This is a genomic window from Methylobacterium sp. 1030, from assembly GCF_040544715.1.
Lineage (GTDB): Bacteria > Pseudomonadota > Alphaproteobacteria > Rhizobiales > Beijerinckiaceae > Methylobacterium.
This window is the reverse complement of record NZ_JBEPKM010000001.1, coordinates 375586-391313: the sequence shown is the minus strand read 5'-3', so window position 1 is coordinate 391313 and position 15728 is coordinate 375586. Positions and strand designations below refer to the sequence as shown.

Here is a 15728-nt window from a genome sequence, read left to right as displayed (position 1 = left end):
ATGCCGGCCGCCCGGATCGCGGCCAAGCTTTCGCCCAAAGCGGTCATCTGCGACCGGCCGCGCACGGTCGGTAGGCATCGAAGTCGGCGGCGACTGTACCTGAGATTCCCTGTTCGAAGCAGTTCAACGCGGCGAACTCGTAAACTCGAGCAGTTTATGTCGCGAGCAACGTCGGTACTCTCGCCCCACGGCGAACGCAGCCGTCGCCGTGAGTGCGCTCATCGACCGGTCCCCTGCTGCATCCGCTGGCGGGGCTTCGAATGCCGTCGCTTGCTCACCCTGCCGAAGGGCAGGCGCAACGTTGCGATCACCGGATAGACGGCGGGAAGAACGACGAGCGTCAGCAGCGTCGCGGTGATCAGGCCGCCGATCACCACCGTGGCGAGCGGGCGCTGCACTTCCGCACCCGCGCTGGTCGAGAGCGCCATCGGCAGGAAGCCGAGCGCTGCGACAAGGGCCGTCATCATCACCGGGCGCAGGCGCCTCTCGGCCGCCCGGGTGGCCGCCTCCCGCGGGTCCAGGCCGGAAGCTTCGAGGTCGCGGATGGTGCTCGTCAGCACCACGCCGTTCAGGATCGCGATGCCGAAGGTCGCGATGAAGCCGATCGCCGCCGAGATCGAGAACGGCATGTCGCGCACAGAGAGGGCAAGGATGCCCCCCGTCGCGGCCATCGGCACGTTGAGGAAGATCAGCCCGGCGCGGCGGATGTCGCCGAACATCACGACGAGGAGGACGAGGATCCCCGCCAGCGCCGCCGGCACCACCACCGAGAGGCGGGCGGTAGCCTCCTGCAGGTTCTGGTACTGGCCGCTCCATTGCAGCGCGTAGCGGGGCGGCAGCTTGACCTGATCGGACACGGCCTTCTGCGCGGCGTCCACGAAGCTCTGCACGTCGCGGCCGCGGACGTTGGCCTGGATCGAGATCCGCCGCTGCAGCCGCTCGCGGCTGATCTGGGCCGGGCCGGAGGTGACCTCCACCGAGGCCACCATCGCGAGCGGCACCGTCATGGCGGGACCGGTCTCCTTGCGCGGCCGCCCCACCGGCAGGGCGCGGATGCGCTCGATGTCGCTGCGGTCGGCCGGGTCGAGCCGGACCACGATGTCGGTGATGGAATTGTCGTCGCCGTAGACCATGCCGGCGGGGCGCCCGCCGATGCTCTCGACCACGTCGAGCACGTCCGAGACGTTGATCCCGTAGCGGGCGGCCTTGACCCGGTCGACCCGGATCGAGAGCGCCGGCATCCCGGCCTGCGCCTCGGCCTTCACGTCCGCCGCGCCCTGAATGCCTGAGACCACCCGCACGATGGAATCGGCCGTGTCCTTCAGGACCTTCAGGTCGTCGCCGTAGAGGTTGATCGCGACGTCGCCGCGCACGCCCTCCAAGAGGTCGTCCATCCGCATCTGGATCGGCTGCGAGAAGCTGTAGGCGACGCCCGGCACCTCCTCCCGGAGGCGCTTATCGAAGGCCGCGACGAGCCCTTCCTGGCTGTCGGCGGTCCTCCAGGTCGAGGGGTCGGTCAGGGTGATGAAGCTGTCGGTCGATTCGACGCCCATCGGGTCGGTCGGGATCTCGGCGCTGCCGGTGAGGGAGACGATCCGCTTCACCTCGGGGAAGGATTTCAGCACCCGCTCGATGCGGGTCACGGTGGCGAGCGAGGCGTTCAGCGCGATGCCGGGCAGCTTCTCGGAGGTGATGACGATCGAGCCCTCCGACAGCTTCGGCAGGAACTCGCCCCCGAGCCGCGTGGCCATCGCGCAGGAGCCGGCGAACAGGGCGACCGTCGTGAGCACGGTGGCGAGCGCGTGCCGCTCGGCCCAGCGCAGCACCGGCGTGTAGACACCCCGCACCGCGTGGACGAGACGCGTCTCGCGCTCATTGACACCGCGCCCGGCGAGAAAGAGCGCCGCGAGCGCCGGCATCAGGATCAGGGTGACGACGAGCGACGAGGCGAGCGCCAGGATCACCGTGAGCGCCATCGGGGCGAACATCTTGCCGGCCACGCCTTCCAGCGCGAGGATCGGGACGTACACGATGATGATGATCGCCACCGCGAAGATCACCGGGCGGGCCACCTCGGCGGCGGCGTCGCGGATCACGTCGTGGGCCGGGCGGTCCGGGTGCTCGCCCCGGGCGCGGAGCACGTTCTCGATCATCACCACCGCGCCGTCGACGATCAGCCCGAAATCGATCGCCCCGAGGCTCATCAGATTGCCCGACAGGCCGAGCAGCCGCATCCCGGCAAACGCCATCAGCATCGAGAGCGGGATCGCGGCGGCGACGATCAGCCCTGCGCGCAGGTTGCCGAGCAGTAGGAGCAGCACCACGATCACCAGCACCGCCCCCTCGAGGAGGTTGTGCTCCACCGTGCGGATGGTGCGGTCCACCAGCGCGCTGCGGTCGTAGAACGGGACGATCTCGACCCCCGGCGGCAGTTGCTGGCGCAGGGCGGCGATCGTCTTCTTCACCTCCGCGACCACGGCGCTGGCATTCTCGCCGTAGCGCATCATCGCGATGCCGACGACGGTCTCGCCTTCCGCGTCGTGGGTGACGGCGCCGAGCCGGACCTTGGGGGCCTCCTGCACCGTGCCCAGCGTGCCGAGCGTCACCGGCACGCCGCCGGGGCCCGTCGCGACGACGATGTTCGCGATGTCCTCCGGGCCCTTGGCGAGGCCGAGGCCGCGGATCGTCTCCTGCTGGTCGTTGTGCTCGATGTAGGCGCCGCCCCGGGCGGCGTTGTTCTCAGCGAGCGCCGTGTAGACCTGGGCCAGCGTCACGCCGTAGCGGCGCAGCGCGTCCGCCGAGACGCGGACCTCCTCGGTCGGCATCTGGCCGCCGTAGATGTTCACGTCGGCGATTCCGGGGGTGAGCTTCAGCTTCGGCGCGATGGTCCATTGCAGGATGCGCTTGAGCTGCATCGGCGTGTAGGCGGGCCCGCGCAGCTCGAACTGGTAGATCTCGCCGAGCCCGGTCGCCATCGGACCCATCTGCGGATCGCCGACTCCGGCGGGCATCAGGCTCTTGGCCTGGGGCAGGCGCTGGAACACCTCCGCCCGCGCCGCTGTGACCGACACGGATTCGTCGAAGGTGACGTAGACCGCCGAGACGCCGGCCCGGGACGTCGAGCGGACGTTGGAGAGCCCCGGCGCACCGGCCATCGCGTTCTCGACAGGAAAGGTGACGAGCCGCTCGACCTCCAGGGGGCCGAGCCCCGGCGACAGGGTGAGGATCATCACCTGCTTCGGCGAGATGTCCGGCACCGCGTCGATCGAGAGACCTTCGAGGTTAGCGGCGCCGCCCGCCGCCGCGGCCAGCGCGATCATCAGCACGAGGAAGCGGCGGCGGACCAGGATGGCGAACCAGCTCTTCATCGCCGGCGCTCAATCCGTCGAGCCGAGAAGGCTGCGCAGCAGGATGGCCTTCAGGCCGAAGCTGCCCGCGGTCGCAACACTCTCACCCGCCGCCACGCCTCGGCGCACCTCCACCCAGTCGGTGCGCTGGATGCCCAGCGTCAGGGCCCGCCGCTCGAACCTGTCCGGGGCCGTGCGCACGAAGGCGATGGGGCCGGTGTCCGTCTGCTGCACGGCCGCCGCCGGGATGGTCACGCCGTCGCGACCGAGATCAGCCCCGACCGTCACCGAGACGAAAAGGTTGGCGCGCAGGAGATCCTGCGGGTTGTCGAGTTCGATCCGCGCCGGCGCCGTGTTCGTCACCGGATCGAGGGCGGCGTTGACCGAGCGGACATGGCACTCGAAGGGCGGATGGCCGGGCACCGGGCTCTCCACCGAGACCGCATCCCCGGCCTTCACCCGGGAGATGTCGGCCCCGTAGAGGTTCGCCAGCACGACGACACGGGTGGGATCGGCCACCGTGAAGGCGTCGCGCCCGGTATCGACGACCTCGCCCAGGGTGATGCCGACGCTCGTCACCACGCCGGCAATCGGCGTGACCACGGCGCTGGTGCCCGGCGCGGCGCCCTCGGCCGGGGCGAGGCGCTGGTACTGCGCCCGGTACATCTCCGCGTTCGCCTGCGCAGATTTCACCGCCGCCTGTGCCTTGGCGAGATCGACCTGCCGCCGCTCGACCTCGGCTTGCGCCACGCCCCCGAATTTCAGCTGCTCCAGCCCACGCTTCACCTGGAGCGCCGCCACCGCCTCGGAGGCCCGCGCCTCGCCGAGGGCGGCTTCAGCCGCCTGAAGCCCGTTGCGGGCGTCGAGGAGGCCGGCGGCATCGAGGGTCGCGAGCGTCTGCCCCGCCGTCACCCGGTCCCCGGGCTGGACGGCGAGGCTCAGTACACGTCCCTGCGTGCGCGGCTTGAGATGCGTCACCCGCCGCTCGTCGAAGGCGACGGTGCCCGGCGCCCGCACCGGGAGCACGATCCGGCGGGTCTCCGCCGTGCCGAAGGCCAAGCCGATCCGCGTCTGCCCCGCCCCGTCGAGGGTGACGAGATCGGGGTTCGCCGGGGTGTCGTCGGAACGGTCCGCCTTCGCCTCGGGGACCGCGGGCGGGGCGAGGCCAAGGCCGGCGAGGAGTGGGCCGCGATAGGTCCAGCCCGCGAAGGCCACGGCGGCCAGCACCGCCAGGATGAGCAGCACTCGCGGCGCGCGGCTCCGGCTCACAATCGGAGTCGGCGCGGAGGCATCCCCGCGCCCGAAGCCATCGGTCTCGGATGCCTCCGAGACCTCCGCGGGGCGCGCGGACGCTTCGGTGTTCAGCGACATGGACAGGCAGCTTGCCGACCGGTCGGGCCGGACGCTCCGCGGATGAGGTTCATGCGTCGAAGCCGGTGGGGAGCACCTCGTCGCTGACGAAGCGCCCGGTCTCGACCTCGCGGATCACAACCTCGAAGCCCTCGCCGCGCCATTCCCGCAGTTGCTCGACGGAGACATAGGTGCGGGTCTCGACGTCGTAGAGCCGGCTCTGGGCGTAACGGTTGATGAGGCGGCGGGGCCGCCGCTTCCGGGGCATGTGTGGACTCCCTCAGCGGTGGGGGATCGCGGCGGATGCGGGGAAGCGGCGTAGCAGGAACAACATCGGAGGAGCCCGCTGAGGATCGCGCCCAGCCGAACAGGGCCCGAGGTGCGCGCTAGAGTCATTCTAATAAATTGGACGAAGCCGATGGGGCGCCACTAAATTCTGGTTCACAGTCGCTTCCTCGCGCAGACCGCAGGGCCGACATGCGACACACTGGCAACGCGGGAGGACCGGGTTCACGTGGCGAGGCTGCTGCTGATCGAGGACGACGGGGACACGGCCGGGGACGTGCGCGACGACCTGCGCGGGCGCGGCCACGAGGTCGCCTGGGCCGCGACCGGGCCGGACGGCGCTCGCTCGGCGCGGCAGGGCGGCTGGGACGCGATCATCCTCGACCGGATGCTGCCCGGCCAGGACGGGCTCGGCGTGCTGCAGGACCTGCGCCGGGACGGGGACCGGACACCGGCCCTCGTCCTCAGCGCGCTCGGCGACGTCGACGAGCGCATCCGCGGCCTCCGGGCTGGTGGCGACGACTACCTCGCCAAGCCCTTCGCGCTCGGCGAACTCGCCGCACGGATCGAGGCGTTGCTCCGCCGCCCGGTCGACACCCGCGAGACGCTGCTGCGGGTCGGAAGCCTGGAGATCGACCTGATCGCCGGGACGGGCCGGCGCGGCGCGCGCGACCTCGACCTCCTGCCTCGGGAACTCAAGCTCCTCGCCTATCTGATGCGCGCGCCCGGTCGGATCGTCACACGGGCGATGCTGTTCGAGGAGGTCTGGAACTACCGCTTTACCCCGAAATCGAACCTCATCGACGTCCATCTCGGCCGCCTGCGCCGCAAGCTTGAGGCGGCCGGGGAGGCGCCCCTGATCCAGAACGTCCGCGGCGTCGGTTTCACCCTCACGCCCGATGACTGACCTCCTGCGCTCGACCACCCTGCGGTGGGCGGTGGGGATCGCCCTGTGGTCGGTGCTTCTCGCCCTGACGATGTTCGCCTTCATCTACTGGCAGACGGCCTCCTACCTGCGGGAGGAACTCGCCGAGACCCTGCGGCTGGAAGTCCGCGCGGCCGCGGCCGACCCCGCCGCCACGGCGTTGCGGGTCGACACCTGGACCGCCATGGACCCGCATGCCCGGCACTATGGCGGCTACTTCGCTCCGGACGGCGTCCGGCGCGCGGGTAACCTCGATGCGATGCCGAAGGGGCTGCCGCGGGACGGGGATGCCTACCGGGTGAACGCCACGGTGGAGGTCGGGGGCCGCAGCCTCGCCGACGAGATCTGGGCCGCGGCCCTGGCGCTGCCCGGCGGCGGCACGGTGGTGATCGCCCACGACACCGACGACATCGACCGGGTGCGGGTCACGACGCTGCGGGCGCTCGGCCTCGGGCTACTGCCGATGCTGGCGCTCTCCGGGATCGGCGGCCTCGTCCTCGCCCGCCGGGGCCGCAGGCGGTTCGCCGCCACCGAGGTGGCGCTCGCCGAGGTGATGCGCGGCAACCTCGGCAAGCGCCTGCCGGTCGGAGGCCGGGGCGATGAGTTCGACCGCCTTGCCGCCAACGTGAACCGCATGCTCGACGAGATCGAGCAACTGATGGGCGAAGTCCGCAGCGTCGGCGATGCCGTCGCCCACGACCTGCGGACGCCGTTGACCCGCCTGCGGGCCCGGCTGGAACGCAGCCGGGCGCAGGCGCGAACGGTGGCGGAATTGCACGAGGCGATCGATCAGGGCCTCGCCTGGATCGACCAGACACTCGCGATGGTGACGGCCGTGCTTCGGATCGGCGCGATGGAGGAGGGCCGCCGGACCGCCTTCGCGCCGGTCGACCTCGGGGAGGTCGCCGCTGCGGCGGTCGACTTCTTCGAGCCCGAGGCTGAAGAGAGGGGCGTCCGGCTCGTCCTGTCGGCGGTGGGGCCTTTCACCGTCCACGGCGACCGGGACCTCTGCTTCGAGGCCCTGTCGAACCTCATCGACAACGCCGTGAAGTTCACGCCCCCCAGAGGGACCGTCCGGGTCGGGGTCGCCTGGACCGGCCAAGCGATCGAGGTGGCCGTGGAAGATACCGGCCCAGGCCTGCCGGCGAGCGAGCACGAGAAGGTCTTCCGCCGCTTCTACCGCGCCGAGATGTCCCGCCAGACCCCCGGCAACGGCCTTGGCCTCAGCCTGGTCGCCGCCATCGCCAAGATTCACGCCGCAAGCGTGAGTGTTCGCACGTCGGAAAAGGGTGGTTGCCGTTTCGCGATGACGTTCCCGAATTTGACCATCGAAGACCGCACGTCTTCTGCTTATTGGACGGCTTCGAGAAAAGGTCCGCTTGTCAATTTTTGAATGAATTTCTGGCCCTGCCCGCTAAATGATCTGCCAATGGGCTCGCGTATCAAGAAGCGTCGCGGCACGTCTGCTTCCATGTCTATGCCAGTCGAAAGCGGGCCGTTTCAGATCCACCCATCTTGGACGTTCAGAAGAGCGCGTCGTGGTGGTGACCTGGCCGGTCACTAGGTCGAGCGGGGCGCGTTCGTGCCGGTCCTGCAGAGCTTCGCCACTGAGCGCTCTGTGTTCACGGCGCTGTGGCCGGAGAGCCGACGCGGCGATCCAAACGTGAAGGCTTTCCCGGCATTCCTCGGTGGTATGCTCCCATCCCCGACACCTTGGGACAAGCTGTTCGAAGGTGCGGCGAGGGCGTGAGCGGTCCCCGTGGAGATGTCCGCTTCGGGACATCCGCCGGTCGGAAGCAGGCGGGCAGGAAGCCACCCGAAACAGTCTGGCAGATAGTCAGCAGAGCTTCCCAGAAACGGCCGTTCGTCGATCCGGCGCTCCGATCGTGTGCGTCCCGGGCGGCGAACTCTACGACCGAACGTGCTCCCACACCTTGGAGATGACGACCGATCCCTCGCCGACCGAGGCTGCGACCCGCTTGACGGAGCTGGCGCGGACGTCGCCGACCGCGAAGATTCCCGGATGCGACGTCGCGTAAGGCGAATGCGCGCCGATCGCGTCTCCGGTCAGGACGAAGCCGTGGTTATCAAGCTCGACGAGCCCCGAGAGCCAGCCGGTATTGGGGGCGGCGCCCACCATGACGAACACGGCGCAGGTCGAGATCCTGCGCGTCGCTCCGTCGGCGACGGTGCGGATCGTGACCGCGTCGAGATGGTCATCGCCGTGCAGATCGGTGACTTCGGCCCCGTACTCGATCGTGATCGCCGGGTCTGCCTCGAGCCGGCTCGACAGGTACCTCGACATGGAGGTGGCGAGCGATTGCCCGCGCACCAGGAGGCGAACGTGCCGCGCTGAGCGGCTGAGATACATCGCAGCTTGGCCCGCCGAGTTGCCGCCGCCAATAATGATTGCCTCGGCATTCCGGCAGTAGCGCGCCTCGATCTCCGTCGCAGCGTAGTAGATGCCGGCGCCCTCGAACGCTTCGAGGCGGTCGATCGGCAACCTTCGGTACTGGACGCCGGTCGCGACGACGACGGCCTGTCCCCGAACGCGCCGGCCGTTGTCAAACGTCGCACAGAACGATCCGTCCTCGAGCCGCTCCAACTTCGCCACCCGTCGCGGCATCGCGAAGCGAGTGCCAAACTTCATCGCCTGGATCTCGCCGCGCCAGACGAGATCGGCGCCCGAGATCCCGGTCGGGAAGCCCATGTAGTTCTCGATCCGGCTCGATGTGCCGGCCTGACCGCCGATCGCCACATCCTCGATAACCAACGCGCGCAGCCCCTCCGCACCCGCATAGACGCCCGCTGCCACCCCGGCCGGCCCGCCGCCCACGATGAGGACGTCGAAGGCCTCGTCGTCGACGAGGTTGTAGTCGAGGCCGAGCAGCCGCGCGACCTTGGCGGGCGTCGGCTCGGTCACGACCACGTCCCGGCCGAAGATGACCGCCGGTCGGTTTGCCGAGATCGAGCAGGCCGTTGCGACGCTTGCCGCCTCCGGGCTGCCCAACGGATAGGTCCTGTAGGGAAGCCGGTTGCGGCTCGCGAACTCGGCGATCCGCCGTACGCTCCGGTCGTCGTCCTCGCCGATGAGCACGAGCGTGCCGTCGTGCGAGTCGAGCTGCCGCCGCCGCCGTGCGGCGAGGACTGTGATGATGATGTCCGACATCTCCGGGATCTCGGACATCAGTCGCAGCATCTCGGGGCGCGGCACCTCGGTGACGACCGTATCTGCGCTCGCCCGCATGGGCATCGACCAAACGCCGCCGTTCAGGAACGAGATTTCGCCCATGAACTGGGTCGGACCGAGGGTGGATGGGAGATGGCGCTCGTCCGTGAAGGGATTCACGACTTCGATCTCGCCGGCCTCGACATACACGAAGCGATCGGCTGGCTCACCGGCACGGACGAGAAAGGCGCCTGCGGAGTAGTGCTTCTCGGCCCCGATCGCCCGCAATGCGGCGACATGCGATGCAGCGAGGGGTATGCGCTGCATCTCCCGCAGGTCACGGCCGATCGTTTCCAAGGGTCGCTCCCGTCGTAGGCCATCCGCTGCGGCGCAGCATCGATGGCTCGGCCGCTACAGGCAAGACCCTCGATGTTTGATCCCGCGGTGTGGTGGTACGGTCGACCGTCATGCTGCGAGGGATGCCCCGCCGACAGTCCAGAAGTGGCGAACGCGGCAGACGACAGGTGATGCCGCTATGGGGCCGAAGCAGCCCCGTTCGACGGTTCTGACCCCAGCGGAGGAGGTCATCATCGTCGCCTTCCGCCGGCATACCCTGCTGCCGCTGGACGACTGCCTCTACGGCCTACAGCCCACGATCCCGCACCTGACCCGCTCGTCGCTGCACCGCTGCCTGGAGCGGCACGGCACCGGGCGCCTACCGGACGGAAGGCGACAAGCCCAAGAAGAAGCGCTTCGCCGATCATCCCACGGCTACATGCACATCGATATCGCCGAGGTCAGGACAGAAGAAGGCAAACTCGACCTGTTTGTGGCCATCGACCGAACCTCGAAGCTGGCTTTCGCCAAGCTGGAAGCAGAGGCGAACCGCTACACGGCATCGGACGTCCTGCGCGCACTGACGAGACGGAGGGACTGGGTTGCCGCTGCGAAAGCGCAGCGATCCTGCTACCCTGCGCACAGCCGTCGCCGCTCGGTGGCGCACCTCAGCGCGAGGCAAGTCGATCATGCATAGCGCGGCGATCAGGTGGCTCGTTGTCGCGCTCGCGGGTTTCGTGAGCACCGAAGCTGTCGCGCGGCGTTCTCGAGCGAGCAGCCCCGCCCCGCGCGGCGCGACTGCGTTCTCCCCCTTCGCTTTCCCGCGGCCGCCCAATACCGCGCCGCGTCCCGCCGGCGACGGGATCATCCACTGGAACACGCCGAACAAGGACGGCAACCTCGGCGGACCCGGAACAGGGGGAGGGGGCGGCGGTGGAGGCTGACCCCGCTCAGCTTCGCCATCGGGCGCCCGTGGTCCCGCACCCCGTCGCGGAAGGGGCGGCTCGGAAGCAGTGGCGGCAACCCTCAGGCAGGGACGCCTGTCAGACTGCACTCAGGCCCATCAGCACGACGGCCATTTGCCAGCCGACCACCAGCATCGCGGCGATCCACACCACCGTCGCCACGCCGCCTGCGACCATGATCATCGTGAGGAAGCGATCCATCCAGGGACGCATGGATTGATCCTGAACCGACACTGTCTCGATGTGAGCCATGATTCACCGTCGCATCAGCCTACCGAGGCGATGTCCGCAAGCTTGGTTCCTGCGGTGGAGCACATAGCCCGCCAGTCAGGCATACAGGAGGTAGAGCACGGTCGCCGGAGCGATCACGACATTGGCTGCGCCGAGGCACACGAGAATCATCACGGCTGTCGCATGGAGGTTCGGCCTGTTCTTGAACATCCATTCCGCAGGAAATGCGAGTACTGTGATCGGCAGCATGCAGAGGACGATCGAGATCCACAGCAGTGCACCCGGCACGAAAATCAGGAGACCGAGCCGGCTTCTGGGCAACCACTCCGTCCGTTGATCGCGTGCAAGGATGGCTTCCGACATCTGACGCGCCGCCCCCTCTTCCAGATGGCTAATGCAACTAAAAGTGGTATATGTCGGATTAGCGTCACCTCAACGGGAAATCCCCCGGCGCCTCGGGTTCGGATTACGCAGAACCTGAGCAGCACCCGCCGTTGCGTTGCCCACCTGCCGATGGGCCTGTGAACACAGCAGGATGGCGGCGGCCGACAGGGTGACCGGTAACGCGTTCCAGCCTCAGCGGCGGCGTGCGACCCTCGCCGCGACCCAAGGTGAGGCTGGCGCGGGTCTCAGCAGCGCATCGCCGGCCTCGAACCTCGCCACCTCATGGTCCGTGCCGCCCCCGGACCTGCTCTGAAGCGGGCTGTGGACCTCCTCAACATGGAGAACGCCCGATACCCGAAGACACGGAAGACCCGCGGAAGCTGCGTACGCTGCTGGGCGCGAGGCCCGCTTCGGTGCTGAGCGGCAGACCGCTCCTTCCGCCGGCTCCGGATGCGGCAGGGCTTGGCTGACGTCCCGGCGGTCGGCCTCTCGCGAAGGACCGCGATGAGGGCGATGTCGCGAAGCGGGAGACCGGAATTTGAGCGCGCCGGCTGGCGCAGGTCGATCCTGCCAGCCTCATGCAACAATCGGAGCAATCCTGGCGACATCCAGCTTGACCATAAGGCCGCCTCGGAACAGCCGAGCTGACGGGGCCACGATGACCAAGCCGATCACCCTGACGAACCGTCTCGTCGACGCCGTCGTGACGGCCGCCATGGCGTTCAGTCTCGTCGTGCACGCCCAGGTCATGATCCTGCCGCCGCACTTCGTGTGACGGACGATCGAACGTGGAGGATGCCGAATTGTCTCACCCGCTGTCGCGCGCGTGAGAAGGGGCCGTCGGCCCCGGCTCGGCAGTGCCGAGCAGCTGATCCCTCGCGAACCCAGCAGTTTGCCACATTGAACCATCACCGTTTCATGCACGTATGCGTTGTATATGGAGCTTGGAGGTTGTGATGCAGGCATCCGAATGCTGCATCATCCGGGTATCTATCGCCGCGAGCCTCGGCTGGCTCATCGCGATTACCCTGATGTGGAAGCATGGCGTGCTGGCCGCGCTGATCGTCAGCCCCTTGTTCGGGACCGCGGCGGCGATCGCCGCCATGACCCTGTTCTGGTTCGTGAGCCTGTTCGTCTCCTGCGAACCCATCGGGCCGCGGGCGTCTGACACCAACCGGTAGCAGGATCGGAGAAGGTCGCAGCGCCGAGCCATGTGCACCGGGATCGGCACGGCGCCGGCCGGCGCCCGATCGGAGCCGGGCGCGTCGGGGCGTGTCAGGTCCGCATCCTGCGAGGAGCAGGCGCAGCTGCTAAGACGTGGCCATGAAGCGGAGACCGCCTGACCGACTCGCGACGATCGCGATCCTCGCGGTCACCGCCGCGCTCGCAGCCGTGCTCGTTGTGAGGCTTCGTGACCCCACGCCACCGCACCGTGGCCCCCTGCCCAGTGCGTCCGCCGCCAGGCGATGAAGCTCCACAGCCCGCGTTGAACAAATGCAGCGGGTGGAAGCGGAATGGCTTCTCGCATGCGCGCCGCCCGCGAAGGCGGACGTGCGTTGGCCGGTGCTTCCCCGTGCTCGGACCGGCGTTTCGCCGAGCGCGACACAGTCGGTCCTGTAGGGATCGGCTCCGCGATCTCCGCAGGTTCCGTGACCGTCCATGCGGGCGACCGGGCGGATCTCACTTCTCCCGGAACGCCCGCCGGGCTTGATCGACGAGCGGCTTGGTGAGGTAGGAAAGTACCGTTCGGTCAGCCGTGCGGATGAAGGCCTCCACGGGCATGCCGGGCATCAACTTGGCCCCGTCCAGTCGCTTCATCTCCTCCTTCGTCACGCCCAGGCGAACGAGGTAGTAGAAGCTGCCGGTCCGCTTGTCCTCGCTCACATCGGCCGCGATCCGGGTCACGCGCGCGTTGAGTTCGGGTGTCGTCCGCTGGTCGAAGCTCGGGAAGCGCAACCCCGCGGCCTGACCGGTCTGCAACCGGTCGATGTCCTGCGGCGCCACACGTACCTCCGCGACGAGGGAATCCGCGGTCGGCACGATCAGCATGATCGGCTCGCCCGGGGAGATCACACCGCCGCGGGTGTGGACCGCGAGTTCGTGCACGTAGCCGGTCTGCGGCGCGCGGATCTCGATGCGCTGCAGCTGGTCGAAGGCCGTGATCCGCTGCTCGGTCAGCGTCGCCGCCTTGGCGCGGTTCTCGGCGAGCTCCTTCGCGACGTCGCTGCGGAGATTCTGCTCGAGCTGGATGATCTGCAGCTCGGTCTCCGAGACCTTGCCCTTGGTCTGCGCGATGTTGGCGACGAGGACGCCGCGCTCGCCTTTCAGGCGGGACATGTCGCGCTGGAGGCTCGTGAGCCGGGTCAGCTGGATGAGGTTCTTCCGCCAGAGATCCTCGACGCCCTCGTACTCCCGCCCGATGATCGCGGTCTCCTGCTCCTTCGCGGCGGCCTGCTCGGACAGGCCTTTGATCTCCTCGTTCAGCTGCCCGACCCGCTCGCGGAGCTGCGCCTTCTGGCCCTGGAGCGCGTCCTGTCGGAAGCGGAACAGCTTGCGCTCGCCGTCGACGATCCGGGCCACATCCGGTCCGGCTCCCTCGAGTTCGGGGGCGATGGCGAGGCTCGCGCGGCCGTCGCGTTCGGCCTCCAGCCGGGCATTGCGCGCCGCGATCTCCCACAGGCTCTTGGTGACGCTGTCGTAGGTGGCCTTGGCGGTGGTCGCGTCCAGGCGGACCAGCAGGTCGCCCGCCTGGACGCGCGCGCCCTCCTGAACCGACAGTTCGGCGACGACGCCGCCGGTCGGATGCTGGACCTTCTTGATGTTGCTCTCGACCACCAGCGAGCCCGTGGCGATGATGGCGCCGGACAATTCCGTCGCCGCCGTCCAGGCCCCCGCGCCCGTGGCGACCACGATCACGGCGGCGACGCCGGCGACGTGCCGCCGCAAGGAGCGGCGCGTCTCGTATGTCGGATCCGTAGCCGGCCCGTCAGGCGTGCGATCCGTCGTCATGCGACCCTCGTGGGCGTCTGCCGCGTCAGGGCGTTCAGCTTCGACAGAACTTCGTCGCGCGGGCCGTGCAGCTGCACGCGCCCGTCCCCGAGGACCAGGATGCGATCGACCGCCGCCAGCGCGCTCGGCCGGTGCGCGATCACCACGACGATGCCGCCGCGGGCGCGCACGCCCTGCACGGCGGCGGACAGGGCGCGATCGCCGTCGACGTCGAGATTCGAGTTCGGCTCGTCGAGGACCACGAGGAACGGATCGCCGTACAGCGCCCGCGCGAGCGCGATCCGCTGCCGCTGACCCCCGGAGAGGCCCAGGCCGCCGGTACCGACGCGGGCGTCGTAGCCGCCCGGCAGCCGGAGCACGACCTCGTGCACGCCGGCGGCCCGGGCAGCCGCCAGCAGGGCCTCGGGGTTGGGCTCGGGATCGAAGCGCGTGATGTTCTCGGTGATCGTGCCGTCGAACATCTCGATGTCCTGCGGCAGGTAGCCGACCGCGCGCCCGAGGGCATCGGGATCCCACTGATCGATCGCCGCGCCGTCGAGGCGGATCACGCCGCGGTTCGGGCGCGCCAGCCCGACGAGGGCACGGGCGAAGGTGGATTTGCCGGAGCCGCTGGCTCCGATCACCCCGAGGGCGCTTCCGGGCGCGAGGGCGACGTTGACGTCGTGGAGCACCAGGGTGTCGGTCCCGGGCGCCGCGATCGACAGGGCCGTCACGCGCACGCTCTCCCGCGGCGCCGGGAGCGGCGTGAGGGCGGCGGGCTCCCGCCGGGGCAGGAACGCGACGAGGCGGCCCCAGGCCTGCCGGGCGCCCGAGAACGACTTCCAGTTGGCGATCGCCAGGTCGACCGGCGCGAGGGCGCGCGCGGACAGGATCGTGGCGGCCAGCATAACGCCGGCCGTCGCCTCCTCGCGGACCACGAGGAAGGCGCCCAGGCCGAGGATGCCGGATTGCAGCACCGTGCGCAGCAGGCGCGCCGTCGTGCCGAAGCCGATGGCCAGGTCGTTCCCGTACGCCGCGACGTCGAGGTTCCGCCGGGCCCGGACCTGCCAGAGCTCCGCGATGCGGGACCGCATCCCGAGCGCCGAGAGCAGCGGTGCCGTCCGGTGCGCCATGTCGGTGAAGGACCGGCGCTCACCGGCCGTTCGGACGGCCTCCTGGGTGGACGCGGACGAGGCCCAGTCCGTGAGGATCGTCAGCACGCACAGGAACAGGGCGCCCCCGGCCACCGCCGCGCCGAGCCAGGGATGGAACAGGAAGCAGACCGCGACGTAGAGCGGCACCCAGGGCAGGTCGAAGAAGGCGCTGACCGCCATGCTCGACACGAAGCCGCGGACGGTGTCGAGATCGCGCAGGGCCTGGGGCCCGTCATCGCTGCGCGGCATCTCGGCGCCGCGGACCAGCAGGGTCCGGAAGATCCGCGGACCGAGGCGCTCGTCGACGAGGCGCGCGAAGCGCGCCAGGATCCGGGCACGGAAGATCTCGAAGACGCTCTGGATCACGAGCAGCATCAGCGTGATGCCGGCGAGACCGACGAGCGTCGCGATGCTCCGGCTCGGCAGCACCCGGTCGTAGACCTGCAGCATGAAGATCGGGGCCGTGAGCATCAGCAGATTGATCAGACCGCTGACGATCATCACGGTGATCAGGCACGTGCGCCCGGCCCTGACGGCGGACCAGAACTCGCGCCGCTTCGCGACACGCAACACGCGTTCATCGGTCACAGGTCG

General features: G+C 69.3%; 11 protein-coding genes and 1 pseudogene. 4 read left to right on the top strand and 8 right to left on the bottom strand.

What is annotated here, in order from left to right; all coding sequences use genetic code 11:
• Nucleotides 1–218 precede the first annotated feature (218 nt).
• The 3 genes from ABIC30_RS01870 to ABIC30_RS01860 all read right to left on the bottom strand — a co-directional run bounded on the left by ABIC30_RS01870 (nucleotide 219) and on the right by ABIC30_RS01860 (nucleotide 4965).
• Complete coding sequence (locus ABIC30_RS01870) at nucleotides 219–3368, bottom strand: efflux RND transporter permease subunit (RefSeq protein WP_103984582.1); 3150 nt, start codon at nucleotides 3366–3368, stop codon at nucleotides 219–221.
• A gap of 9 nt (nucleotides 3369–3377) precedes the next feature.
• A complete protein-coding gene (locus ABIC30_RS01865; RefSeq protein ID WP_354453753.1) occupies nucleotides 3378–4592 on the bottom strand; it encodes an efflux RND transporter periplasmic adaptor subunit in 1215 nt (404 codons plus the stop codon).
• A gap of 175 nt (nucleotides 4593–4767) precedes the next feature.
• Complete coding sequence (locus tag ABIC30_RS01860; RefSeq protein WP_056526371.1) at nucleotides 4768–4965, bottom strand: polyhydroxyalkanoate synthesis regulator DNA-binding domain-containing protein; 198 nt, start codon at nucleotides 4963–4965, stop codon at nucleotides 4768–4770.
• A 246-nt stretch (nucleotides 4966–5211) separates the two neighbouring features.
• Here ABIC30_RS01860 and ABIC30_RS01855 point away from each other — a divergent pair, with 246 nt between their 5' ends.
• Both ABIC30_RS01855 and ABIC30_RS01850 read left to right on the top strand, forming a co-directional pair.
• Nucleotides 5212–5889, top strand: a complete 678-nt coding sequence (locus ABIC30_RS01855) for a response regulator transcription factor (protein ID WP_020091096.1) — start codon at nucleotides 5212–5214, stop codon at nucleotides 5887–5889.
• Entirely contained in the window at nucleotides 5882–7300 is a 1419-nt protein-coding gene (locus ABIC30_RS01850) for a HAMP domain-containing sensor histidine kinase (RefSeq protein ID WP_354453751.1), read from the top strand. Before ABIC30_RS01855 ends, ABIC30_RS01850 begins: the two co-directional genes overlap by 8 nt.
• A 516-nt stretch (nucleotides 7301–7816) precedes the next feature.
• Here ABIC30_RS01850 and ABIC30_RS01845 read toward each other — a convergent pair.
• Nucleotides 7817–9433, bottom strand: coding sequence for an FAD-dependent oxidoreductase (locus ABIC30_RS01845; protein WP_354453749.1), 1617 nt, complete (start codon nucleotides 9431–9433; stop codon nucleotides 7817–7819).
• A 127-nt stretch (nucleotides 9434–9560) separates the two neighbouring features.
• Between ABIC30_RS01845 and ABIC30_RS01840 the strand changes: the two are divergent.
• Nucleotides 9561–9995, top strand: a pseudogene (locus ABIC30_RS01840) (transposase family protein); the annotation flags it as partial.
• A 460-nt stretch (nucleotides 9996–10455) separates the two neighbouring features.
• Here the strand turns inward: ABIC30_RS01840 and ABIC30_RS01835 are convergent.
• On the bottom strand, nucleotides 10456–10629 hold the full coding sequence (locus ABIC30_RS01835) for a hypothetical protein (protein WP_165923179.1): 174 nt from the start codon (nucleotides 10627–10629) through the stop codon (nucleotides 10456–10458).
• A 75-nt stretch (nucleotides 10630–10704) separates the two neighbouring features.
• Nucleotides 10705–10971 (bottom strand): hypothetical protein, encoded by a 267-nt coding sequence (locus ABIC30_RS01830; protein ID WP_020091092.1) that lies wholly within the window; start codon nucleotides 10969–10971, stop codon nucleotides 10705–10707.
• 977 nt (nucleotides 10972–11948) lie between these two features.
• Here ABIC30_RS01830 and ABIC30_RS01825 point away from each other — a divergent pair.
• Nucleotides 11949–12173 (top strand): hypothetical protein, encoded by a 225-nt coding sequence (locus ABIC30_RS01825; protein WP_020091090.1) that lies wholly within the window; start codon nucleotides 11949–11951, stop codon nucleotides 12171–12173.
• 499 nt (nucleotides 12174–12672) lie between these two features.
• Here the strand turns inward: ABIC30_RS01825 and ABIC30_RS01820 are convergent, their stop codons facing one another.
• Both ABIC30_RS01820 and ABIC30_RS01815 read right to left on the bottom strand, forming a co-directional pair.
• Nucleotides 12673–14001, bottom strand: a complete 1329-nt coding sequence (locus tag ABIC30_RS01820; RefSeq protein ID WP_132368515.1) for an HlyD family type I secretion periplasmic adaptor subunit — start codon at nucleotides 13999–14001, stop codon at nucleotides 12673–12675.
• Nucleotides 13998–15722 (bottom strand): type I secretion system permease/ATPase, encoded by a 1725-nt coding sequence (locus ABIC30_RS01815; protein ID WP_100251533.1) that lies wholly within the window; start codon nucleotides 15720–15722, stop codon nucleotides 13998–14000. The genes ABIC30_RS01820 and ABIC30_RS01815 overlap by 4 nt, the downstream gene beginning before the upstream one ends.
• Nucleotides 15723–15728 lie beyond the last annotated feature (6 nt).

Excerpts from the sequence above, each read along its gene's own strand:
- ABIC30_RS01870 (WP_103984582.1), bottom strand. The coding sequence starts at position 3,368 with ATGAAGAGCTGGTTCGCCATCCTGGTCCGCCGCCGCTTCCTCGTGCTG.
- ABIC30_RS01860 (WP_056526371.1), bottom strand. The coding sequence starts at position 4,965 with ATGCCCCGGAAGCGGCGGCCCCGCCGCCTCATCAACCGTTACGCCCAG.
- ABIC30_RS01850 (WP_354453751.1), top strand. The coding sequence starts at position 5,882 with ATGACTGACCTCCTGCGCTCGACCACCCTGCGGTGGGCGGTGGGGATC.
- ABIC30_RS01835 (WP_165923179.1), bottom strand. The coding sequence starts at position 10,629 with ATGGCTCACATCGAGACAGTGTCGGTTCAGGATCAATCCATGCGTCCC.
- ABIC30_RS01830 (WP_020091092.1), bottom strand. The coding sequence starts at position 10,971 with ATGTCGGAAGCCATCCTTGCACGCGATCAACGGACGGAGTGGTTGCCC.
- ABIC30_RS01825 (WP_020091090.1), top strand. The coding sequence starts at position 11,949 with ATGCAGGCATCCGAATGCTGCATCATCCGGGTATCTATCGCCGCGAGC.
- ABIC30_RS01820 (WP_132368515.1), bottom strand. The coding sequence starts at position 14,001 with ATGACGACGGATCGCACGCCTGACGGGCCGGCTACGGATCCGACATAC.